The following is a 22,907-nucleotide window of genomic DNA, read 5'->3' as shown; positions in this document are numbered from 1 at the left end:
GGGGGAAAGGAGCTTTTCATGTATCATTTTATCGTCAATCCGGCCGCCAGGTCCGGACTTGGAAAAGAAACCTGGCGGGAATTAAGACCGCTTCTGGATCAGAAGGAACTGCCCTATCAGGTGCATTTTACCAGATACCAGACGCATGCCACAAAGATTGCAAAGGAGATCACTTCGGACGGAGCACGCCATACTCTGATCGTCCTTGGAGGCGACGGCACGGTAAATGAAGTGCTGAACGGGATCTGCCATCTGTCGCAGACAGAACTGGGCTATCTCCCGCTTGGCTCCGGCAACGATCTGGCCAGCGGCCTGGGACTCCCCGCAGATCCAAAAGAAGCGCTGGAAAAGATCCTGACCGCGCCGGTCCGGCCGGTGGACATTGGATGCATCCGCTATAACGGACAGTCCCGCCGCTTCATCGTAAGCGCCGGACTTGGCTTTGACGCGGCCGTCTGCCATCAGGTCATGGTCTCAAAACTGAAAGCCATCTTCAATCTTTTGCACCTGGGAAAGCTGACCTATGCAGGCGTGGCGCTCCAGCTGCTTTTTTTCCTGCGTCCCGGAAAGATGACGATCCTTCTGGACGGCAGAAAAAAGCTTGCTCTGTCAAAGGTCTATTTTGCAGCCGCCATGAACCTGCCCTTTGAGGGAGGCGGATTTCGCTTCTGCCCAAAGGCAGACTGCGAAGACGGGACCTTGAATATCATAGCAGTGGCCGGACTTCCCAAACTGGTCCTCCTGCTGCTTTTACCCACCGCGTTCTTCGGTCTTCACACCCATTTCCCGGGCATCTACACGCTGACCTGCAAAAGCGCGGAATTCATCAGCCAGGAAGAACTTCCGGTCCACACCGACGGAGAACCCGTTCTTCGACAAAAACGGATCAAAGTCTGCCTGGAAAAAGAAAAACTTCTCATGAAATTTATTAACAAATAGTGAACTCGGTTGTTGATTCTTTTTTTTCATGTTATAATCCTTGAGGAATCCGGAAATACTGAATACTTAAAACATTTGCAAAGGGAGTAAGCAAGATGAATATCTGGAAAAAAACCGGAAAACTATTGAAAAAATACAGCCATGCATGGGTCTTTCTGTATGTGCTGATCTATATGCCCTGGTTTACCTGGCTGGAACACCGGACGGGTGTACGATATACCATGGTACACTCTCCTCTGGATCCTTATATCCCGTTTGTTGAATACTTTGTGGTGCCGTATCTTTTATGGTTCTTTTTTATTTCCGCCACCGGACTTTACTTTTTCTTCACAGAAAAGCAGAGTTTTTACCGGCTGGCAGCATTTACCATCACCGGCATGACTCTGTTCCTTATCATCTGTACCTTCTTCCCGAACGGTCAGAACTTACGCCCTGCGTCTTTTGACCATCAGAACCTCTTTACACAGCTGGTACAGATCATATATGCCACAGATACGCCCACCAACGTATTGCCAAGCCTGCATGTGTATAATTCACTGGGTGCGGCGATCGCCATCGCCCACAGCAGCAGACTGAAAAAACACCGGGCCGTCCGCACAGGCGCCTACATCCTGACCGCACTGATCATTTTATCTACGGTGTTCTTAAAACAGCACTCCGCCACGGACGTGTTCGCTGCTTTTGCCATCGCGCTCCTGGTTTATCCTCTGGTCTATGTGCTGCAGGAAAAGAAGGTTCCAAAGCTGATGAAGCAGCCGGTATAAATGGAATAAAAAAACACCTATTTACAGGAAGGAGAAACTACTATGTACGCAGAATTTACTGACAATCTGGTAACCGGAAATGAGATGATCGATTCCCAACACAAAGAGCTGATCGATCGGATGAACAAACTGCTGGAAAGCTGCGAGCAGAGCAATGACAAAGCGGTCGCAGTCAAGACACTGGACTATCTGGCGGATTATACAGATTTCCATTTTTCAGCAGAAGAGCAGCTGCAAAGAGAGATCGAATATCCCGGATTTGCCAAACACCGTGAACAACATGAGGCATTCCGCCAGACCATCAAAGAATTAGACGAGATGCTGGAGGAAGAGGAAGGTCCGTCCAACGCCTTTGTACAGAAGGTCCAGGAAAATATCGTAGACTGGTTCTACACCCATATTCAGGGGTTTGACCGTTCCGTTGCCGAGTATAAGAATATGCGCGAAAGCAACGAACGCCTGTAGAATACGCATAACAAAAGAAGGGCTTTGCAGTCTGTGACTGCAGAGCCCTTCTTTTGTTATACGTTTTCCTGACCGCCGATCCCTTTCTCGATTCCTGCATGTCTGACATAAACCTCAAATGCAGACGGGATGGAATATTTTTTCCCGATCTCTTCCGGCAGAGCGAATAGAAATCCTTTCTCATTCGTTTTTTCCAGTTCATCCACCAGGACCTCATATCCGGTCATATGCCACTCAATATGGCTGAAGATATGTTTTGCGTTTTCCAGAGGCCGTACCCGGACCGGCGCAAGGCCGATCTCTTTGCAGTACGCTGTCACTTCATCCATTGTCAGATGTCCCTCTACATTGGGAAATTCATAGAGCCCGGCAAGCAGCCCTCTTCCAGGACGCTTGCGGACAGCCAGTTCTTTATGATCTTTAAAGAGCAGTACGGTACGGTTCTCGATCCTTCTTGCCTTCGCTTTACTCTTCACCGGGATTTCCCCGGTCAGTCCCTGCTTCCTGGCCTCACAAATGGAAGCAAGCGGACATTCCTCACAGCGGGGACTTCCGTTTGGCACACAGACGATGGCGCCAAGTTCGATCAGCCCTTGATCAAAGTCGCTGGCCGCGTCTTTGGGGATCACTTCCTGGAGCGCATCTTCTACCTTACGCTTCACCGATTGCTTCATGATATCCGCGTGGCTTCCGGTAAGACGCATGACCACCCGCAGCACATTGCCGTCCACTGCAGGCCTTGGAAGGCCGTAGGCAAAGGCGCTGATGGCGCCCGCCGTGTAGCTTCCGATGCCTTTTAACGAGCAGATCTCCTCATACGTCTCCGGAAATTTTCCTCCGAAATCCACCATGATCTGTCTGGCCGCCTTCTGCATGTTCCGCACCCGGTTATAATATCCCAGGCCCTCCCACAGCTTCAAAAGCACGTCTTCTTCTGCATCGGCCAGATCCCGGACCGTGGGAAGTTTCTTTAAAAACCGCTCGTAGTAGGGCTTTACCGCTTCCACCCGGGTCTGCTGCAGCATGATCTCTGACACCCACACCCGGTAGGCGTCCGGATCTTTTCTCCAGGGGAGATCCCGCTTATGCTCCCTGTACCAGCCAACCAGCGGATCTGCCATCTCGTAGAGCGCCGGATTTTCCAGCGCTACCGGCACCGGATCCGCGATATGAACCTCCTCCGGAGAGACCAGGCAATCGTAAGCCAGCACCTGTACGCCGCCATCTGCCGCTTCCTTTAAGGCTCTGGCAAATTCCGGATGGGTATCGGTATTCGGGGTAAAAAAGCGGACCCCTTTCATCTGGATCACAAAGAAGACGTAAGCCTGATATCCGTTTTTGACCGCCTCTTTTAATTCTTCCATATGCTTCACCGCCCGGTCACTTGGCGCATCCGGAAACCGCACCCGGCCGTCTTCTTCCAGGGTCACGCCTTTGACTTCCATCAGGATCTTCTGCCCGTCCGCCTCCACATACAGGTCAAACCGGGAATTTCCATAGGTATATTCCGGCCGGATCCTGGCAAGATCGCAGAAGAGATTGCCCGCTTCCAGCCATTCTTTTACCAGAACATTGGGAGCCTGGGAATCCATGTTGATCATCCGCTCTCCCTTTTCTACTGCGATCAGATCCCACTTCGTCTTCCGATCCGGGTTCCCGGAGCGCTCCAGATACACCTTCGCACCCGGCACCAGAAGCTCCCTGCAGCGCCCGGTATTCTTTACATGCACCGTTTCTTCCCTGCCGCCAATCTCCACCTTTGCAATAAACCGGTTGGGCCGGGAATGAAAAATTCCCGGCTCGATATGTTCATACTTCATCTATTAGTCTCCCTTAGCTGTGTCCTTTACAAACTTCTCAATCTCCCGGTTGATCCGGTTTCTGAGGGTCAGAAGATACATGTCTGACTTCGGATATTTCCGGAAGGTCAGAGGTTCCGTCAGATCCTCCTCAATCAGTTCCATCACATGCTCCTTAGAGGTCAGGCTCTCCAGAAGCTTACATGCCCGAAGGTCTGTCAGTGCTTCATAATGTACCATCATACGGATCGACTCTTCCGGATGACGGTCCTTTCCCGGATAGACCAGGAAAGGATCCCCGGCCGGGAATGCATTGCCTGCGTCTGTCACCTCATAGGGATTGATATGTTCAATGGAAAACTGGGTGTTGTAAAAATTATAGCCCCAGTGCAGGATCCCGATGATATCGTATTTATACAGCTGTATGCCATAAATCCTGTTTCTTGCAGAAGGCATGGACATGAAGCGGTTGCTTACTTCATAGAACTGTCCGGTACAGTAATAGGTCCACATATCTGTCAGGCCGTGCTCCAGAAATTCTTCGATCTCATTGTTGCCCGGGATCGGTTTGTCCACCAGACCATGCTTATAGAATTCATAGCTGGAAAGCGCGTCAAAGGTATGGAAACCGGAAAGCAGATCTCCCAAGGATTCTTTGGCCGCCCGGTAACTTTCCAGATGCTCTTCTCTTGGCTCATCGGAGATATGGAAATACGTATGTTCCGCAATGCCCCATTCTTTCAGCTTTCCGATCAGCTGTGGAAGAAAGGCGTGCAGGAAATTGGTGTACTCGCCCACAGCCGGTGTGTGCCAGCCGAAGATCTTTTCTTCTTTTCCATCCACCTTTGCCACCACCTTGGGCGCATATTTCGCACCCCACTGGGAGAACAGATGGGACATTTCAAAATATTCGATGCCGTATTTCCGGCACAGGTCGATCCAGCGCTTCACCTTGTCAAATCCGAAGCTATACTGTCCGTCCTTTACCTCCACTTCTACCAGCTGGGTGGTGGTCCGCTCCAGACCGATCGCTGTGTCAAGAGGAGAGGTAAATAACGGCACCAGCATCATATTGCAGCCCCGATCCACATATTCCGCAAAGAAATTTTCCAGGATCTGCCAATGCTCCTCAGAAAATACCGGCACATGATAATAATCCGCCAGGCAGTCGGCATGCATCCACTCTGTATGCATGATCTCCTGCTTCGGAAGCGCGGTCCCGATCACATGAAGTTTTACAATACAGGAGCAGACCGGCTCCTCTTCTTTCAGAAGACGGATCTCAATCTCATAATCCCCTGCCGGGATCTGATCTGTGACCTTCACATCGATCCACAGGCTTCTCCACTGGCGGGAGCACACGATCACTTTCCGGTCTTCCGGAAGATCCCGAAGAAGATCCGGATAGAGTCCGGAGGTGGTCTTTAAGTAATTATCATCCACGATCCCGTTGGTGGCCCGTCCTACCGGCACCTGTTCCACAGTCCGCACCCGCACGGCGTCTGCGATCTCTGACACCACCTGCACCTGAAGTCGCTCCCGCATAAAGAAGTCGCCGGTGTAGGCTGCCTGATAAGACACCGTCTCTCCCCACAGGGCGCTTAACTTCATGCACTCCGGGCGGTAGACCGGCGTCTCGTCCTGAAATACCTTGTCCAGGGAACTTAATAATTTCATCTCGTAGTTGATTTCTGTCTGTGTTTTCACCATAAAGCCGTCTCCTTCATAGATCTCTATCCTACATCATACTGGAAGAAAAGAAAAACGCAACCCCTAAATTTATCCTTTCACTCCGCCCATGGTCATACCTTCCTTAAATTTGCTCTGCATGAAAATGTAGAACAGGAAAGGCGGCAGGAAGTTGATCACCGCACAGGCCATGGTCAGTCCCACATCGGTATTATACTGGGTCTTCATCAGGCTTAAGGCCAGCGGCAGCGTCTTCATCTCTTCCTTGGAGCAGGCAACCAGAGGCCACAGGAAATTGTTCCATGCGCCCACAAAGGTAAAGATTGCCAGCGCAAGCAGAGAAGAGCGCACCACCGGCAGCACCACCCGGATAAAAGTCTTAAAATTGCCGCATCCGTCAATCTTTGCCGCATCGATCAGATCCGAGGGCACGTCCAGAATAGCCTGCCGCATAATGAACACGCCAAACGCCGTGGGCAGCGGCAGGATCAGCGCCCGGTACATATTCAGCCACCCCAGTCCTCTCGCGATCAGGAACAACGGCACAATGATCACTTCCGAAGGCACGATCAGAGTCAGCACCAGGAAAATAAACCATTTATTATTCCCCTTAAAGTCCATCTTGGCGAAGGCAAAACCTGCCAGAGAACATACCGCCAGAGTCAGGATCACGCCTGCCACGGCCACAAATACACTATTGAAAATATAACGCTCAAAATTATCTACCTGGAATACCTTCACATACTGCTCCAGTGTCAGCTTGTCCAGGGAAAAATCAAAGTCAAACGCATTGATCGTAGATTTAAAGGACATCATGAACATATAAATGAACGGGAAAATGCTCATAATGATGATCGCGATCAGTACGATATCCGAAACACCTGCTTTTACAAATCTTTTTGCCAACTGCATTTTCACCCCTCCTTATAATTCTGACGCATCTCTTCTGAGCAGCCGCTGCTGCATCAGACCGATGATGAGCACAACTACAAACAACACGTTGGAAACCGCCATGGCATATCCGGCAGAAGCGCTGGTCCGGAAGCACAGCGTATATGCGTACATCACCAGATCGGTGGTGGCATTGTTGGGACCGCCTCCGGTCAGGTTGAAGATCAGCTCAAAATTCCTGAGTGACGTGGTCACGCAGAGGAACAGAGTCAATATGATCGTCGGTTTCAGCATCGGAAGCGTAATGGAAAAGAAGCACCGGATCTTTCCCGCTCCGTCCACCCTGGCCGCCTCATAACAGGTAGTGGGAATAGACATCAGCCCCGACAGATAAATGACAGAATAATACCCCATCCATTTCCAGATCGCCACCATCGCCACCGTGATCAGCGCCGTTTTAGAATCTCCCAGCAGCATGGAAGGCTCGATACCAAACAGACCGAAGAACCACTCCACCGGCGGGATCTTGCCGTTCAGAAGCTGTCTCCAGACCACGCCGACCACCGCATTGGAACAGAGGAAGGGAATGAAGATCACGCAGTTTGCGATCTTTCCCAGCAGCCGTTTCCTGGTCGCCAGCAGAAATACCGACATCAGGATACCGGACACCATCTGCAGCGGCACGATATAGACCAGCAGTTTCAAAGTATTTCCAAGGGCTTTTAAAAACTTTGCGTCCCCCAGAATCCTGGTATAGTTATCAATGCCCCGGAATACCGGCGGCGTAATGATATTATATTTGGTAAACGCCAGCGTGAGCGAGATCAGCACCGATCCGATCACGAACAACACCAGGATCAGTGTGATCGGCGTAATATACAGATATGGCTCGATTTTTTTGATTCCTGTTTTTTTCTTCATCTTCTCAATTCCTTATACTACAGAGAAAAGAAAAGCCCACCAACCGTGGGCCTTTCTTTTTTATCTTACTTTTTTCGTTCAATTATTCTTTATCTGCCCAGTATTCATCCAGCAGCTGGTTGGAATACTCCTCTGCCTCTGCAAGTCCTTCTTCTACCGTCAGTTCTCCGGTCATAATTCCCTGAAGATCTGCAGCAAGCTGTGTCAGGATCTCATCTCCGCAAGGTCCAACCTGGATGCCGTGCCATTTATCTGTATCCTCTGTATAGATGCGCTCCATCTTCGGATCGCCGACATAAGGCTCGCTGTTAGTCAGCGCAGCGCCCGGGCATTTTGCGTGGTACTGCTCCATAAACTCAGCGCCGGTCACATACTTGATAAATTCCATAGCCAGATCCGGATCGTCAGCGTCAGACATCAGTGTCAGGCTGTCGGTTGCTCCGAATGTGCCATAATCAACATTTTTCAGAGATGTCACATAATCCCAGTTCAGATCCGGATAAGACTCTGCATAAGTAGTCTCGTCTGTCTGTGCGGAACGGTTTACGCCAAAGGCAGCCTTTCCTTCTCCGAAAATAGTGGAGAATGCGTCAGACCAGGAGTAGGACATGAAGTCAGGATTCATGTACTGGGTCAGGTCTTTCATCCAGGTCATCGCTTCTGTTCCTGCTTCGTCCGCAAATCTTACACTCTTCATATCGTCATTGTAAATGTTGCTTCCATTCTGCCACAGTACGCTGTAGTAGTATGCGTTCAGGATCTGTGTAGGTCCGATATCTGTGGTGTTCATACCAACCGCATATCCGTACTGGTCGATCTCGCCGTCGCCATCGGTATCCTGAGTTGCCTTCTCACAGATTCTTACGAAATCATCCCAGGTTTCCGGCGGCTGCTCGCCCAGTTCATTTAAGATATCCACATTGTAATACAGCACGAAAGGAACGCCTGTTACCAGCGGCCAGCCATACTGTCCGTCCATCATATATCCGTTCTGCAGATATTTGTACTCTGCCTCGTCTTCCTCGGTAATGTAGTCGGTCATATCTACGATCGCACCGGACTCAATATAAGGAAGGATCATCTCATTGTACATATATCCTACATCCGGGCCCTCGCCGGAGCTCATTGCTGTAGAATAGGTTTCCTGATATTTATCCCACGGGATTACTGTAATGTCGACGGTACAGTCATGCTCTTTTTCCCAGTCGCCAAGCAGGTCTCCCCAGTTTTTCTCCGTATCATCATCCAGTGGAGCCAGCCACACTTCCAGTGTCTTGCCGCCTTCTTCGGATGGTTCTTCTTCTCCATTGTTGCCGCATCCTGCCGCCAGACCGGTCACCATAGCTGTAACCAGCAGGGCGCTCAGCCATTTCTTCTTCATAATATTTTCCTCCTGTCTTTTTTCGGGTATGCTGTTCTTCTTAAAAATCCGACTCGGCCTATCCGTACTCGACATAAGTTTAACATTATTGCAATGTGGCAACAAATCAATAATTCTAATATATTTTTATATTTATTGTCTTTTTCTATAAGTGGCAGTTCCGGCTATACTCCCTTGCCGCATCCATAAAAACGTCCACCTGCTCCGGCCTGGTGGTCTCCGGGATATCACAGCCGGTGGTCAGCGTATATCCTTTTTCCGCCTTTTCACCCATTCCGATACAGCGCGCAACCGCCTCCCTGATCTCGTCCGCAGTTCCGTTCAGCATCACCTCTACCGGGTCTACGTTACCGGCGATTGGTACAAATCTTCCCAGATCCTTAGCAGCCTCCTCAAGATCCACAATATTATCCAGGCTGATCTCATTTAACTCGTACTTTGCCAGATACTTCCAGATGCTGTTGGTCTTGCCGCACATGTGGAGAGAAACCTTTTTCCCGGTTTTATAAAATGCATAATCGGTCAGCTCTTTGGTGTATGGGAACACAAACTCTTCGTAGATCTTCGGCCCAACCAGCATCGGATTGGCCACCGGATCCGCCATGGCAATGCCAAGCCCGTATTCCGCAGCCATATCGATGCAGCTTTTCTGACTGTCCGTTATAAGCCGCAGGGTTTTTTGCACCTCCAGGGGACATTTCCTAAGATCTCTCAATAGAAGTTCAACGCCCCGCAAATTTGCCGCAAGCGTAAAAGGACCGCCGATACTCGCCTCCACCGGCACGATCTCTCCCGCGGCTTCCATCAGAAGCTCCGCCGCCCGGGCAAAATCCCGGATTCTGGGATTGCTTTTTGCGTCCACCGGTTCCATCCCTTCCAGCATCCCGTAATCCGACAGCTTTGGCCGGCCCGCGTAGGGCACGCCATTTTCCGGGTAAACATATTCTGCTCCCAGCGCCTCGGCAATCCCCCGGGTATTGGGACCGATCACGATCCGGTCCTGTCCGAACCTTTCAAACACCCGGAGTTCCGCCTCTGCCATCTTAACCGGATCGTGCCAGAAATCCCAGACGCCGATCCCGGTAAACAGACATTTAAACTCACTCATAAAAGGGACCGCCGGATACCGGTCAAAGTCCCTTCCTTCCTCTAGCGCTTTCTTTCGTTCCACCGGCGTCATCTGATCCGCCGGATGTGGATGTGCTCTCATATTATCCCTCTTTCTTATGCGTGATCAAATTACGGATGGTATCCGGTTCTTCCTCCAGAGCCTCCGCAATCTCCTGAACAGACAGACCCTTTTCCAGTTTCTTTGCAATCTGCTCCTGCAAAAGTTCCATCCGCCCATCTTCTTTTGCTTCTTCCCGCACCTGCCGCATGTGCTTCTCTGCATCATACTCATATAAACTCACTTTTTTCACCTCTGCCCGGTTCCTCTCCAAAAAATCTGCAAGGATCCCTTCCTGGATACACTCTGTGATCGCACGTTCCACCGCTTCCGCAAGAGCCATGTCCTTTGCATACCGGCGCACTTTTGCCACATATTCCGCATATTCTCCCAGTGACTTACACGCTTTTAATAATTCCGGGTTATTTCCTGCATTAATATTCAGCATGACCGCTTCCAGTTCCAGCGCCGGGTGCTCTTCCCTGATAAAATACGCGTCAGACAGCCGCAGCACTTCCTGCTCCGGCCGCTTCTTTTCCCCGTTATAAAAGATCACAAACCGGGGCGCCGGAATGGAAATCATCTTCTCCGAATACAGGTCGTGGTCTTTGGTCATAACCGAATACAAATCGGATACTCAAGTGTGTTAATTTCCAGAAGTTCAGGATCCTTATATTCAGTTCCATTTACCGCATTATACAACTGCAGCGCCTCTTTGGGATCGCTGTACAGCATCGTAAAAACACTGGATTTAAAAATCCTGTTTGCTGACGGCAATTCCGTGGTATACGTGTTACCCATAAAAATCTCCTCCTTTTTTGTTGTGCAGGAGATTTCCCTTACCTTTTTCAGAAATCTCTCTGCTGTTTACCTGGAATAAAAGCATTGAAATTTCTTGAAAAAAGAATATCAGACACGGATCAACTGCAAAAGAACTGTCAGAAATATAATGCTTTGGGCACATTATAGCATGGGAAAAGAAGGGAGTCCACTCCGAAGTAATTCGGAATGGACCTCCTGGTCTGTTTATACTCTGCGTACAGTAAACTGAAATTCTCTGTTTTTTCCGCTGTCCAGCACATACTTTTCATGAGCCCATGCGCCCCAGCTGTTGTCGCCGCCCACCCCGGTCTGTGCCTCCAGGAGGCGCAGCACAGTCGCATAGGACTGCGGAAGTTCATAATGATGCTTTGCATTTTCCAGCTCATGGCAGGTGTAGGGAAGCACGGAAAATTCAAATAGCTCCGGACTTTCGATGCAGATTCCATTTCCTTTTTCGTCTCTTATTTCCATCCAGCGGGTATCCGCATGATTGCCACATTCCTGCGGCCGTACATAGTCAGCCATACCGTCCTGCGGCAATACCTTCCAGACTCCCAGACGTCCGCCCCGTTTTCTGTCGCTGTACGTCTCTTCCGGCCCCAGCCCATACCAGGTAACATACCGGAAATCTTCCGGCAGTTTCCAGGACATCCCAAAACAGGGAAGTTCCGGAAGATCTTTGGCCCCCTCATAGCGCTCTGTCACAGACATCGTACCATCTGCGTCCACCTCATAACGCAGCTGCAGGAGCGCTCCCTGTCCCAGCTGGTATACCGTTTCCACTACAGCATTTTCCCCTTTTGCGGTACAGTCCACACGTTCCACTTTCGGATAAAGCGACGCGCCCTTCCACATCACACACCGCTCCGGCATCTTATTTCCTCTGTCATTATCTGTAGGCGCACGCCAGAATTCCGGATGCAGCGTATCCGCCAGGTTGTAGACCAGTTCTTTTCCGTTCAGATGATAGGAAATGAGTTTCCCCGTCATCTTCTGAAACATGATCAAGAAACCATTGCCCTTTACGGAAAAACTGCTGTCTCCGTCAATGATCCGGATCCTGCTTTCCGGTTTCTGCTGCCCTTCCCCGGCAGGCATTCCCGGTTTCTCCGGCTCATCCACTCTTTCCACGCTCTGGCCAAAGCAAAGCTCTGTCCCCGCCTTTCCATAGGCCGTGTCTTCCGCCAGCACCATAGAAGCGGTCCGCACATACTCTCCGGGTTCCTCCGGAAGTACCATATCACAGGGAACTCTGGTCACCTGGCCGGGCGCCCCCTGGAACCGGCAGCTGCCTTTCGCAAAGACCTCTCCCTCTTTTTCCAGCTGCCACACAAGGCGGAATCTGCTGCCATCCTCAAACAACTGCAGATTCTCCACCCGGATTTCTTCTGCCTCCGGATACAACCGGAAAGGCTGATAAAGATATTTAACTTCCTGCATTTTAGGAGACGGCGTCCTGTCCCCGCATATTATCCCGTTCGTGCAGAAATTTTCATTGCAGGGGCGGTCGCCAAAATCCCCGCCATAAGCCAGGTACTCCCGGCCTGTGCCATCTTTTTTATAAAGGGACTGATCGATATAGTCCCAGATAAATCCGCCGCAGTACTGAGGATACCGGTCCAAAAGCTCTGTGTATTCATCCAGATTCCCACAGGAATTTCCCATGGCATGGGAATATTCACACAAAAGATACGGCTTTTTCGGATCATTTTTCAAATACTCTTCCGCCTGCACCGGCGTAGCATACATCCGGCTTTCAAAATCCGTCGTACCCTCCCAGCGCCTGTCGTGACACACATTTTCATAGTGGACCGGGCGGCTTTGATCCCGATTCCGGAAATACATACTCATGTCATACAGATTCTGGCCGCTCCAGGATTCATTTCCCACGCTCCAGGAGAAAATACAGGGATGATTTTTGTCCCGTTCCAGCATCGCTTCCGCCCGGCTCATGACCGCTTCATGCCACTTAGGGAAATCTCCCGGCAGAGTGTGGTCGTATTTTCCCAGATGCCAGGTCCCGTGCGTTTCCAGATTCGTCTCGTCCATCACATAGATCCCGAACCGGTCGCACAGTTCGTACCAGTAGCTCTGATTGGGATAATGACTGGTACGGACAGCATTGATATTGTTCTGTTTTAAGAAACGGATGTCCCACTCCATTTCCTCTTTTCCAATGGCCCGGCCCTTTCTTGCAGAAAACTCGTGCCGGTTTACTCCGTTGATCCGAAGCCTTTTCCCGTTAAAATATAGAACCGCATCCCGGATCTCCACCTGCCGGAAGCCCACGTTCTGGGCCGCCGATTCCAGGATCCGTCCCTCTTCATCCCGGACAGCGATCACCAAACGGTAAAGCCACGGAATCTCGGCGCTCCACGGTTTCACCTCCGGTACGTTCAGGGCAAACTGCGCGGTGGCCGTGGATTCCGTCATCGAAATCCGTCCCTCCCCGGACAGGATACATTTCTCCTCTGCCGGGGCTTCCATCCGGATCCGTCCGTCATAAAGCTCCCAGGAAACTTTTGCCTTTTCTGCCCCCGTCCCGTCGAGAGAAAGCTTCACGCAGGCTGTCCCCGTAGTATACCCCTTCGCCAGCCCCGCCCGGATATCCATATCCCGGATATGAAGATCCGGCAGCGCCCGGACCGTGACATCACGCATAATACCGCCCATTCTCCAGAAATCCTGATCCTCCAGCCAGCTTCCGCTGGAAAACCGATACACTTCCAGGGCAATCTTATTTTCCCCTTCCCGCACCTTCTCTGTAATATCAAAAACCGCCGGCGTATAGCTGTCTTCGCTATATCCCACATAACAACCGTTGATCCAGCAATGAAACGCCGTCTCCACACCTTCCAGGTGCAGCTGCAGCCGTTTCCCCCTCATATGTTCCGGCAGCCGGAAACTTCTCACATAACAACCGGTAGGATTCGATTCTCCCGGGATCTGATGAGGCGCAACAGCCTCCCGCCCGTCCCATGGATAGTCCGTATCCGTATACTGAGGATAGCCATATCCGGACAACTCCATGTGGGCCGGCACCTGGATCGTGTCCCACCCCAGGCAGGAAAATCCTGGCTGTTCAAAATCTTCCGGCACAGACTCCGGATTCGGCACATATAAAAAACTCCAAGTTCCAGAAAGACTCACAGAAAGCCTCATATCCATCCCCGCCAGAGCCTCCGCCTCCGTCTCGTACCAGAAGTGATCCGAAGCCCGGGCCAGCCGATTCTCCTGGAAAAACTCCGGGTCAGTTAAATGCTGCAAAACAATTTCTCTTTTCATCACGTACTCCTCATTCTGTTGTTTGTTATTATGTTAACATAGGACGTAGACCTTTTGCAAAGGTCTACGTCCCAATTTGCATTTCAGGGTGTACCAAATTGAATTTCAGGGTGTACCCGGTACCGGTTGCTTTCCTCTCCGCCTCATGCTACGCTATACTCAAAAGTATAAAGAAAGGACGGATTTACTATGGAAATCATTACTACAGACAAAATTGCTGCCTCCAACGGGCCTTATTCACAAGGGTATACACATAACGGATTCTTTTTTACTGCCGGCCAGATTGGTGTAGAACCTTCTGACGGGGAGCTTCACGTCCACACCATCGAAGCGCAGACAGACCGGGCCTGCCGTAATATCGGCATCATGCTGGAAGCTGCCGGTACTTCTTTTGACAAAGTTATCAAAGCCAACTGCTTTATTGCTGATATGGATGATTTTGATGCTTTTAACCAGGTATATGCAAAATACTTTATTTCAAGACCGGCCAGGACCTGCGTCGCTGTAAAAACACTACCCAAGCATGCGTTGTGTGAGATTGAAGTTATTGCTGCACTATAAAATATCTTAGGATATTAAAACATTTCAAAATGTGAACAAAGTGTGAATGGGGACGTAGACTTTTTGCAAAGGTCTACGTCCCCATCTGTTCATCAGATCATTTCCAGAAACGCTGTTATTCTTGTTGCGAGCTGCCCTGCATCCGAATCTGTCACATCGGTTTCTACCGCCATGTACGGAATCCCAAGTTCTTCTCTGCACAACCGCATCATTTTATCCCGCTCCACCGTATAAGGATGGCAGGTTTGCAGCGTGACATCCAGCACCCCGTCGACCTGGTATTCGTCTGTCAGTTGCCGGATCAGATCAAACCGCACAGTATTAGGGGACATGATCGCGCAGGCCGTCTGTTGATAGCAGTCGGCAAAGGCTTCCATGATGTCCTCATTTTCTGTATCAAAATGACGGATTGCGGATTTGATCACTTCACAGTTTTCAAAGGCAACTACCACGCCGCCGTTGGATTCTATGGTACTTGCGATTTTTTCATACACGCCGCTCATAGGGCAGCCCGTGACAAGAACCCTTCTGGCGCTTTTTCCAACAGGACTTTTTTGGGCAAGCAACTCCTCTTTTGTCTTCCTGTTTGCCGCGATACGCTCTCTGATATCCGGAACTGTCCGGTGTTCTTCCAGCGCCCTGAAAATCTCCGTGCCCCATGCGGCAGCGGGCTTTGCTTTCTGGATCGCCATAAGATCCAGAATACTTTGTCTTTCTTCATTAACGAGCTTTGCAGCTTCACGTATGTCGTCTTCTGTGATGCGGACGCCAAACCGTTTTCCCAGTTCTCTGATCAGATATTTTACCTCTGACTTGATCAGAGGTCTTACGTATTCCCGGTCTGCCCCCTGTCCTACCTGATAAAAATAAATCCGCTTCTGATCGGAAAGCAGTTCATACATTTTCTTCTTTCCATCGCAGGAGGTTTCCGCAAAAATCAAATCCACGTCAGCAAGCGCAGAGTCCTCGCACACATTACATACATTTTTTACGATGGGACAGACATTGCTTACAAGTATGTGAGACGCCGCGTCATCTACTCCCCCCACATAAGGAAGCCGCAGGCTGCAGATCCCCGCTGCCTCAAGAATCTCCTGCGGAACATGGGAGCAAAAAGAAACTGCTGTTTTTTTGCCGGCGGCATGACAGTTTGAGATCAACTCCTGAAGTGTCTTCTTATTCATGTGTCAATGCCTCCTTTTTGCTTTCCCGGATCATCTCGATAAACGCTTCGATCCTGGTACGGATCTGTGCTTCGTCACCGGGAGTAAAGTCCGTCTGGATATGCAGCAGCGGGATTCCCTTGGATTCACACAAACGTCTCAGATTTTCCGTTTCAATGGCAAATGGATTGCAGGAATGAAGAGTAATGCTGACATAGCCGTCTGCCTTCCACTCGTCAATAGTATCTGCCACCTGCTCCATCCGTCTCGTATTTGGCGAAACTACTGCGCAGGGTACCTCCAGATATTTTTCCGCGATACGTACGATCGGATCGCGGCTGGTGTCCTCATCTACAGTACGCCTGAGCGAAGAAATTCCACAGCAGCCTTCGTAACAGACTATAGACGCTCCCAGTTCTTCCATAACATTAATAGTCTTCTCATTGGTTGCCACATATCCGCCCCCGGATACGATCAGCCTTGGCCGGGTCGGATCCGGTTCCACCGGATATTTCCCTTCCTTCCAATTCTTTTCACATTCCTCAATGATCGAAGATATTTTTTCATATTTTGCTTCGTCATCAAACATAAACTGCAGGCCGTCCGTCACGTCGTTCATAACCACACCGGTAACCGCCGGCGGATCATACTTGCCCAACTCGTAAAGCCGGGCCTGCTGGGTCCTGAGCTTATTATTCCAGACAATGGACGCATTCAGCATGTCATCCGTAATAGTGATATGAAAATGTTCCTCCAGCCCTTCCTTAAATTTCCGGACCTCTGACACCCACATTTCCAGGGAACGGTCATAATCCGGAACATTGGGCAGGTGAATGACCTGCATCGGTTTATATTCCCCCAGAAGCTCATACATTTTCTTCTTTCCGTCACAGGTTGTCTCTCCTACAACAATATCCGAGAAATATGCAAATGGACAGCTGTCCTCCAGCACATGCCCGAAGCTTGCCTTAATCAGCGGGCAGAGATTTGCCGGAAGCCTGGTCTCAGCAGTTTTGATCGGCAAATGGCTGCGTCCGCAAAGAGCCACCTGTTTCAGCCCGGCGGCGTGAATGATCTCTGCCGGGGTATACTGACAGAACATCCCGCATACCTGTTTCCCCTGATCCTTTACCTCTTTCATTTTCAAAAATCCCGCGCGGCGGGCATCCGCAAATTCTTCAAAATTCTTTGGTAATTCGTTTGCCACAGTCTTCCTCCTTCAGTGATACAATTTCTTTTAAAAAATCCGTGTCATTTCATATAACTATACCACCAACGCCAAAGAAGGACTAATAAATAATTTCGATACCAGGACGCATTTATTTCCTTTTTCTATTTACATCCTTTCCCGCCAGCTCCCGAACAGTCTTAGCATCCACTTCCAGGATATCCGCAATCTCTTCCACAGACAGACCTTTCTTTCTCTTCTTATCAATCAATTCTTTCAACAGTTCTGCTCTGCCCTCGCTTCTGCCTTCGCTTCTGCCTTCACTTCTGCCCTCACTTCTACCTTCTTCCACGCCATCCGCATACCATTCCTTCAACGCCTGACACATATCAACCTTTTCCCCCTTCCTTACATCTGCCATCTTTTCCAACTCCTTCTCCATATGTAGGAACTCTCCCAGCGCCTGATATGTCTCCACATCTACACTGCTGAAATATTCCTGATTCTGATGAATATATTGCTGTAATTCCTCTTTTTTATTTCTATATTTTAACATGCCAAATACCTGTTGTAAATCTGTGCGAAAGTGCTCCACTCGCTCAATCTCCCCGGCATCCACCAGATTGATCCAATAATTGGGCACAAATTTGTGTAACACATCCTTCATCTCCCCATCTTGCATTTCCGGAAACATTCCATATAAATCCACTGCTCCATCCCATTTTTTCACATCATAATAAAAGACAAGCGTAATTACCGGATAGATTTTATCCCCGCGGCGAAATCTGGAAAGGAACTCCTCTCCAGTCATTATACTTCCCTTTTTCTGCCACCGCCATGTTTCCTGGATCTGGTCTGTATATGCGAGACTATCATAAAGCATATTTCTCACCGGCATTGCATAATGGATTTTATTCTGTGATTCACACGCCAGAACTACCAGCTTCATATCCTTCTTCCATCTTTTAATGATATCCCGATATCTCTGTACCCCTCGTGTTTTCCCACTTTTATCTGTGATCAAGATATCTGCTTCCCGATCCAGATTTTCCAGATCCTCTGGCTGAATGATCTGCTTTCCATGAAACATGAAACCATTAAACAGGTCGGCAAAACGCTCGTTGTCTGCCAGCCAACGATTAACCGCTACATTTGTTTTTCCCATAGGGCATTCCTCTTTTCAATTTAAATTCATCAAAACAAGGTATCTCTGGCTGAACTGCCATAAATGAAGTCTGGATATTAGAATTTTAAGAAGATAAAAATCCAGGATTTTGATGTGAACTCATCATACCACGGAGGCGCACAAAAAACAATACGATTTTGTCCTGAAAAAGGAGTAGGGAATCCCTACTCCTTTTCCAGATTCCACCGTTCCAGTACTTTGCCAATCCGCTTTGCGATCAGCCCCACCAATACGGCCGCCGCCACCGTGCCTTCCCGCACGCCTTCCAGGTGCCCAATAAATACAAACGACAGCACGCATGCCATAACGACGAGCGTCACATCGAACCCCACCTTCATGTAGCCGAATTTGATCTTCGGAAATGCTTTGCAGATAGCGAGTACCACGCCTTCGCCGGCCAGCACCACCACGCCGGCTTTCACCTCCAGGCTGACGCCCGTGGCTACCAGCAGGATTCCGATGAAGCAGACGATCCACTGCTGCCAGTAGGCGCTGCAGCTGATCCCCTGCACAGCCCACACGCCAAAATCCGTCAGATATCCAAAGAAAAACGCCACCGGCAGCTGCATCAGCTGGATCGGGTGATACTGCCGCCTCAGGATCAGAATCTGCAGCAGGATAAACACGCAGTGCATAAGTATGGTAGCTGTCCCTACCGTCAGCGGGGCAAACAGGCTCACCACGTAGGGTACACTGGAAATCGGAGAGGTGCCAAGTTCCGCCTTAATCGAAAACGCCACTCCAAAGGCCATGATAGAAAGGCCCAAAAAAAGAAGCAGATACCGCTTCAGAATGTAAACAGATATACGATTCAAAGTTCTCATCCCTTTCTTGCTCCTCTTTATTATAACAATCCCCGTTTCCCCTGTCAAAAAACGGACCGGAGTGGCAAAAATCAGGCCGGGGTGGCATCCCCGGCCTGTATCGCATCAGTTCTTTTTATTCTTCTTCCAGCCCTCGCGGCATCTTTCCCAGCCTCGCGCCTCTGCCGTACTTCCTGGCCGCGTAGATGAACGCCTCCACGTTGGCTTTTGGCGTGCCGATAGGCAGCTGGCATCCGGTGTTCAGGATGTACCCGGCCGGATTATCAGCACATTTTTCCAGACATTCCCTGCAGGAAGCGATCACGTCGTCGATGGTTCCCTCCTTCATCACGTCCACCGGCGGCACATTTCCGGCGATCCGCATCCGGTCTCCCACTGCTTTCTTCGCCACTTCCAGATCCTCGCAGTTATCAATACTAAAAGAAAACAGCCCTGCATCCGCCAGATCCTTCCAGATGGGACTGGTCTTTCCGCAGATATGCGCGCCGGGCCGGGATCCCATGATCTTCTCCGTCCCGTCGATCAGCTTTTTGATATAGGGCAGTGAAAATTCATCAAACTGCGGCTTACTGATCACATCCATACAGGTCACAGGGTCCGAGAAATTCGTGGCCACCGGCCCGAACTCGCGGGCAAATGCCTCGAACCATTTCAGGGAACATTCCACTGTCAGATCCAGAAGCTTATGCAGCATCTCCGGATTTTTCCGGGTATCTTTCAGAACCTTTTCCACAGGGCGCACAGCGATAGCCGTTGACATCGGGCCTGCCACGCTGGTGGTCATGCTCACATCCGGGAACCTCTCCTTCAGACGCTTCGCGCTTTCCAGGATGGGCGCAAGCACCGGATTCTTATAGGGATCTGTGACTTCCAGTTTGTCAAAATCCGCATAATCCTGTAACACATGCTCTGCCACATAGTCGATGCCATGCTCCGGCGCGGCAAGCTTCGACCCCAGCGCGCCGCCGATGGTCTTTAATCCCAGCCCCACATTGAAGCTGTCCAGTCCGAATTCTTCTTTTCTTCTCCGGATCACTTCGCTCTTCACTTCAAAATCTTTCGCAAACTGTGTGGTGGTGAATCCGAAAATGTCCGCCATGGCCGGATCCGGCGCCTGCAGGGTATAGGGGATGTGATCCACTTCCTCCCCTGCGTTATAAGCCTTCATCCGTTCCTCTGCCGTCATTTCCACCTTCTGCTCGTTCATCAGTCGTTTCAGTTCTTCATATTCCATACGCATTCTCCTTAAAACGTCGGAAATATCATGCTGTCTGTAAAGATCCTCTCGTAATTTTCCGTTTCTGCAAGTTCCATATATTCCATTTCTTCTGCCAGTTTTTCCATCTCCTGCTTCGCCTTTTTTGACATCAGCGCCATGTAGGCTCCTGTCTTGGAAGAGTTGCCCACATACACCAGCTTATCTTTTACCGCATCCGGAAGGATTCCTGTTCCAATCAGAGAATCCGCCGGAAGATGGGCGCCGAACTGGCCGGCGATCATCACCTTGTCAAGATCCTCCATGTCGATCTGCGCTTCCCTGAGAAGGGCTGTGAACCCGGACAGGATCGCGCCTTTCGCCAGCTGCACCTGACGCACGTCTCCCTGGGTCACCAGGATCTGCGGCTTCTCATGAAGGATGAATTCCCGTTTGGTCCCGTTCAGCTGAAGCATCGGAAACCGGTAATCCTCCGGGGAGAGCCTGTCCTTCTTGATAAAGGCTCCAGTCTTTTTTACCAGGCCGGTACGCAACAGTTCTTTCACCACTGCCAGAATCCCGCTTCCGCAAATGCCTGCCGGCTCCTGCCTGTCGTCTTCCCGGTTGCCGATCACCTGGATCTTCACACCCTCTTCTGTAATCTTCACATCCTCGATGGCGCCCTGCGCCGCCCGCATGCCGGCGCTGATGTTCATGCCCTCCAGGGCCGGTCCTGCCGCGCAGGAACAGCACAGGATCCGCCCGTTACTGGTCAGAACGATCTCGCCATTGGTACCGATATCGATAAACAGAACATGCCCTTTTTCTTTTTGCAATTCACACACATAGGTCCCTGCCACAATATCTGCCCCTATGTAGGCCGACACCTGAGGAAGGCAGTAAAGAACCGTATCTTTTCCTGCTTCGATGCCGATCCGGGATGCAGGGAGTTCCTGTGCCTTCGTAAACTCCGGCCGGTACGGGGACCTGCCGATGCTTCTTGCATCTACTCCCAGCAGCATGTGTGTCATGGTACAGTTCGCCGCCACATCGATTTCCCGGATCTCTTCTCTGGAAACGCCCGCCTCTTCACAGACCTCCCCGATCATGCCGTTCACGGACTGTACGATCGCTTCCTGAAGATCTTTCACTCCGGTCTCCGGGTGCTCGTATTCATAAGTGATCCGGGTCAGCACATCCAGCCCGTAATGCTTCTGAGCATTGATCATGGACGCGCTTGCCAGTTCCTGTCCTGTGGAAAGTTCCACCAGCGCTGTCACCACCGTTGTGGTGCCGATGTCGATCACGATCCCGTATCCTTCGTCAAAATGATCTTTTTCAAATGCAGGGATATATCCCTTTGTCAGCACTTCGTGCTTCCGTTCTTTTTTCAGAAGCTCCACTTCCATGGTCCCGTTCACATCGATCATGCAGGACAGGCGAATCCCGGCTTCTATCTCTTCCGGTTTCAGAAGCGCCCGCTCCGTTTCAGACATGGCGGGCAATTCCCCCTGGCAGATCCGCACTTTACATTTGCCACAGATTCCCTTGCCACTGCAGGGATTATCCACAAATGCCCCGCCCTCCAGCAGGGCGTCCAGGAGATTGGCGCCCTCCTGGCAGGAAATGCTCTTTCCCGTCTGTCTGATCCAAATCCTGGCCATTACTTTTCGTCCTCCTGCATACAGGCAAGGATCGCCTGAATATTTACAAGCGGAGATTTCATCCCAAGGCCGCAGGCCGGGGCGATAATATCAGATCCGCTCTTGATACAGCTCTTTGTCAGCATCTTCACCCGCTCCGGATCGCCAAACTCCAGAGCATAAGTGCTGACATTCCCCATCAGCACGCGGTCCGGAAGATGTTTTCTTGCCTCCTTCATCGGCACGATGGAATCAAAACTTAAGGCGCTGCTCTTTACCTCGTTAATCTCTTTATATACCGGACTCATCTGCCCGCAGATATGAACGATGGTCCCCAGCTTCTCCTTCTGGAGCCCGCCCAGCAGCCGGTTGATATAAGTGACCGCAAACTCTTCAAAATATTTTGGCCCCAGGATCTCGCCCGTCCCGCTGGGATCGGAGATGGCAATCACATCTGCGCCCGCCTCGATCTGCGCCCGCCCGAAAGCGATCAGCTGATCGGTGATAAATTCCATATACCGGTGGGCCTCTTCATTCTTTTTCCGCAGTTCTTTGTAGAAATTAACCGGCTCCATCACAGAACTCGCCGTGCTCACCGGCCCGGTCAGATTTCCCACGATGGGGACGTCCTTTGTCTCTTCCTTTAAAATGCGGATCGCGTCCGTCACCACTTTGGCCCTGCCCCTGGTTACGTCTACCGGCGTCAGCCTGTCCACCTCGCTGACAGAATCGATCACATATTCCACCACATGGGGCTCATAGATGTTGGTGCCCATATCCACTTTCGCGCCCATTTCCTCGGCTTCTACTGTCATGCAGAAGGGAACGCCGAAATTTTCAAAGCAGCCCTTCTCATAGACAGCCTTTGCAAGATCCGCCATCTTTCTTGCGTCCGTGTGAGCCTCCGGCAGATAGACCTGCACTTCCTCCATCAGATCTTTTGTCACCATATTCATCATGCCCCCCGGACAGATGCATGCCGGCCGGTCCGGATGTCCGCCTTCAAAAATGAGTTTCAGTCTCTCTTTTGGTGTCAACATTTC

20 protein-coding genes are annotated in these 22,907 nt (G+C 50.5%); 4 read left to right on the top strand and 16 right to left on the bottom strand.

Annotated features, from left to right (window positions below; translation table 11 throughout):
• Positions 1–18 precede the first annotated feature (18 nt).
• The 3 genes from H6A13_RS04610 to H6A13_RS04600 all read left to right on the top strand — a co-directional run bounded on the left by H6A13_RS04610 (position 19) and on the right by H6A13_RS04600 (position 2,168).
• Complete coding sequence (locus tag H6A13_RS04610) at positions 19–939, top strand: diacylglycerol/lipid kinase family protein (RefSeq protein ID WP_204908446.1); 921 nt, start codon at positions 19–21, stop codon at positions 937–939.
• 95 nt (positions 940–1,034) lie between these two features.
• Positions 1,035–1,703, top strand: coding sequence for a phosphatase PAP2 family protein (locus H6A13_RS04605; protein ID WP_204908445.1), 669 nt, complete (start codon positions 1,035–1,037; stop codon positions 1,701–1,703).
• Between the two features lie 42 nt (positions 1,704–1,745).
• Complete coding sequence (locus tag H6A13_RS04600) at positions 1,746–2,168, top strand: bacteriohemerythrin (RefSeq protein ID WP_204908444.1); 423 nt, start codon at positions 1,746–1,748, stop codon at positions 2,166–2,168.
• Between the two features lie 56 nt (positions 2,169–2,224).
• On the opposite strand, the gene mutY is transcribed toward H6A13_RS04600, so the two are convergent.
• The 9 genes from mutY to lacZ form a co-directional block, all read right to left on the bottom strand.
• Complete coding sequence (mutY, locus tag H6A13_RS04595) at positions 2,225–3,988, bottom strand: A/G-specific adenine glycosylase (protein ID WP_204908443.1); 1,764 nt, start codon at positions 3,986–3,988, stop codon at positions 2,225–2,227.
• Between the two features lie 3 nt (positions 3,989–3,991).
• Complete coding sequence (locus H6A13_RS04590) at positions 3,992–5,677, bottom strand: DUF4091 domain-containing protein (protein WP_207751839.1); 1,686 nt, start codon at positions 5,675–5,677, stop codon at positions 3,992–3,994.
• 69 nt (positions 5,678–5,746) lie between these two features.
• On the bottom strand, positions 5,747–6,568 hold the full coding sequence (locus H6A13_RS04585) for a carbohydrate ABC transporter permease (protein WP_204908442.1): 822 nt from the start codon (positions 6,566–6,568) through the stop codon (positions 5,747–5,749).
• A gap of 12 nt (positions 6,569–6,580) precedes the next feature.
• Positions 6,581–7,468, bottom strand: coding sequence for a carbohydrate ABC transporter permease (locus H6A13_RS04580; protein ID WP_204908441.1), 888 nt, complete (start codon positions 7,466–7,468; stop codon positions 6,581–6,583).
• 82 nt (positions 7,469–7,550) lie between these two features.
• Positions 7,551–8,849: an ABC transporter substrate-binding protein gene (locus H6A13_RS04575; protein ID WP_204908440.1), complete on the bottom strand. Its 1,299-nt coding sequence runs from the start codon at positions 8,847–8,849 to the stop codon at positions 7,551–7,553.
• A 145-nt stretch (positions 8,850–8,994) separates the two neighbouring features.
• Positions 8,995–10,059, bottom strand: a complete 1,065-nt coding sequence (locus H6A13_RS04570) for a uroporphyrinogen decarboxylase family protein (protein WP_204908439.1) — start codon at positions 10,057–10,059, stop codon at positions 8,995–8,997.
• A 1-nt stretch (position 10,060) separates the two neighbouring features.
• Positions 10,061–10,645 (bottom strand): hypothetical protein, encoded by a 585-nt coding sequence (locus H6A13_RS04565; protein ID WP_338043009.1) that lies wholly within the window; start codon positions 10,643–10,645, stop codon positions 10,061–10,063.
• Positions 10,630–10,818, bottom strand: a complete 189-nt coding sequence (locus H6A13_RS13480; protein ID WP_338043008.1) for a hypothetical protein — start codon at positions 10,816–10,818, stop codon at positions 10,630–10,632. Before H6A13_RS13480 ends, H6A13_RS04565 begins: the two co-directional genes overlap by 16 nt.
• A gap of 225 nt (positions 10,819–11,043) precedes the next feature.
• Positions 11,044–14,124 carry a beta-galactosidase, LacZ type gene (gene lacZ, locus H6A13_RS04560; protein ID WP_204908438.1) on the bottom strand — a complete coding sequence of 1,027 codons (3,081 nt, stop codon included), beginning with the start codon at positions 14,122–14,124 and terminating at the stop codon, positions 11,044–11,046.
• A gap of 189 nt (positions 14,125–14,313) precedes the next feature.
• On the opposite strand from lacZ, the gene H6A13_RS04555 reads away from it, so the two are divergent.
• Complete coding sequence (locus H6A13_RS04555) at positions 14,314–14,685, top strand: Rid family detoxifying hydrolase (protein WP_204908437.1); 372 nt, start codon at positions 14,314–14,316, stop codon at positions 14,683–14,685.
• A gap of 92 nt (positions 14,686–14,777) precedes the next feature.
• On the opposite strand, the gene H6A13_RS04550 is transcribed toward H6A13_RS04555, so the two are convergent.
• The 7 genes from H6A13_RS04550 to H6A13_RS04520 form a co-directional block, all read right to left on the bottom strand.
• Positions 14,778–15,869 (bottom strand): 2-hydroxyacyl-CoA dehydratase family protein, encoded by a 1,092-nt coding sequence (locus tag H6A13_RS04550; RefSeq protein WP_204908436.1) that lies wholly within the window; start codon positions 15,867–15,869, stop codon positions 14,778–14,780.
• Positions 15,862–17,055: a double-cubane-cluster-containing anaerobic reductase gene (locus tag H6A13_RS04545; protein ID WP_204908435.1), complete on the bottom strand. Its 1,194-nt coding sequence runs from the start codon at positions 17,053–17,055 to the stop codon at positions 15,862–15,864. The genes H6A13_RS04550 and H6A13_RS04545 overlap by 8 nt, the downstream gene beginning before the upstream one ends.
• Positions 17,056–17,167: 112 nt before the next feature.
• Positions 17,168–18,181, bottom strand: coding sequence for an RpnC/YadD family protein (locus H6A13_RS04540; protein WP_204908434.1), 1,014 nt, complete (start codon positions 18,179–18,181; stop codon positions 17,168–17,170).
• A gap of 185 nt (positions 18,182–18,366) precedes the next feature.
• Complete coding sequence (locus H6A13_RS04535) at positions 18,367–19,026, bottom strand: YczE/YyaS/YitT family protein (protein WP_204908433.1); 660 nt, start codon at positions 19,024–19,026, stop codon at positions 18,367–18,369.
• Positions 19,027–19,141: 115 nt separating this feature from the next.
• Complete coding sequence (locus tag H6A13_RS04530) at positions 19,142–20,260, bottom strand: uroporphyrinogen decarboxylase family protein (RefSeq protein WP_204908432.1); 1,119 nt, start codon at positions 20,258–20,260, stop codon at positions 19,142–19,144.
• Between the two features lie 11 nt (positions 20,261–20,271).
• Entirely contained in the window at positions 20,272–21,885 is a 1,614-nt protein-coding gene (locus H6A13_RS04525) for an ASKHA domain-containing protein (RefSeq protein ID WP_204908431.1), read from the bottom strand.
• Entirely contained in the window at positions 21,885–22,904 is a 1,020-nt protein-coding gene (locus tag H6A13_RS04520) for a methylcobamide:CoM methyltransferase MtbA (RefSeq protein WP_204908430.1), read from the bottom strand. The genes H6A13_RS04525 and H6A13_RS04520 overlap by 1 nt, the downstream gene beginning before the upstream one ends.
• Positions 22,905–22,907 lie beyond the last annotated feature (3 nt).

Source organism: Mordavella massiliensis, assembly GCF_016902415.1.
Taxonomy (GTDB): Bacteria; Bacillota; Clostridia; order Lachnospirales; family Lachnospiraceae; genus Merdimonas; species Merdimonas faecigallinarum.
The sequence above is the reverse complement of the archived record's forward strand: the minus strand, read 5'-3'. Positions and strand labels throughout refer to the sequence as shown.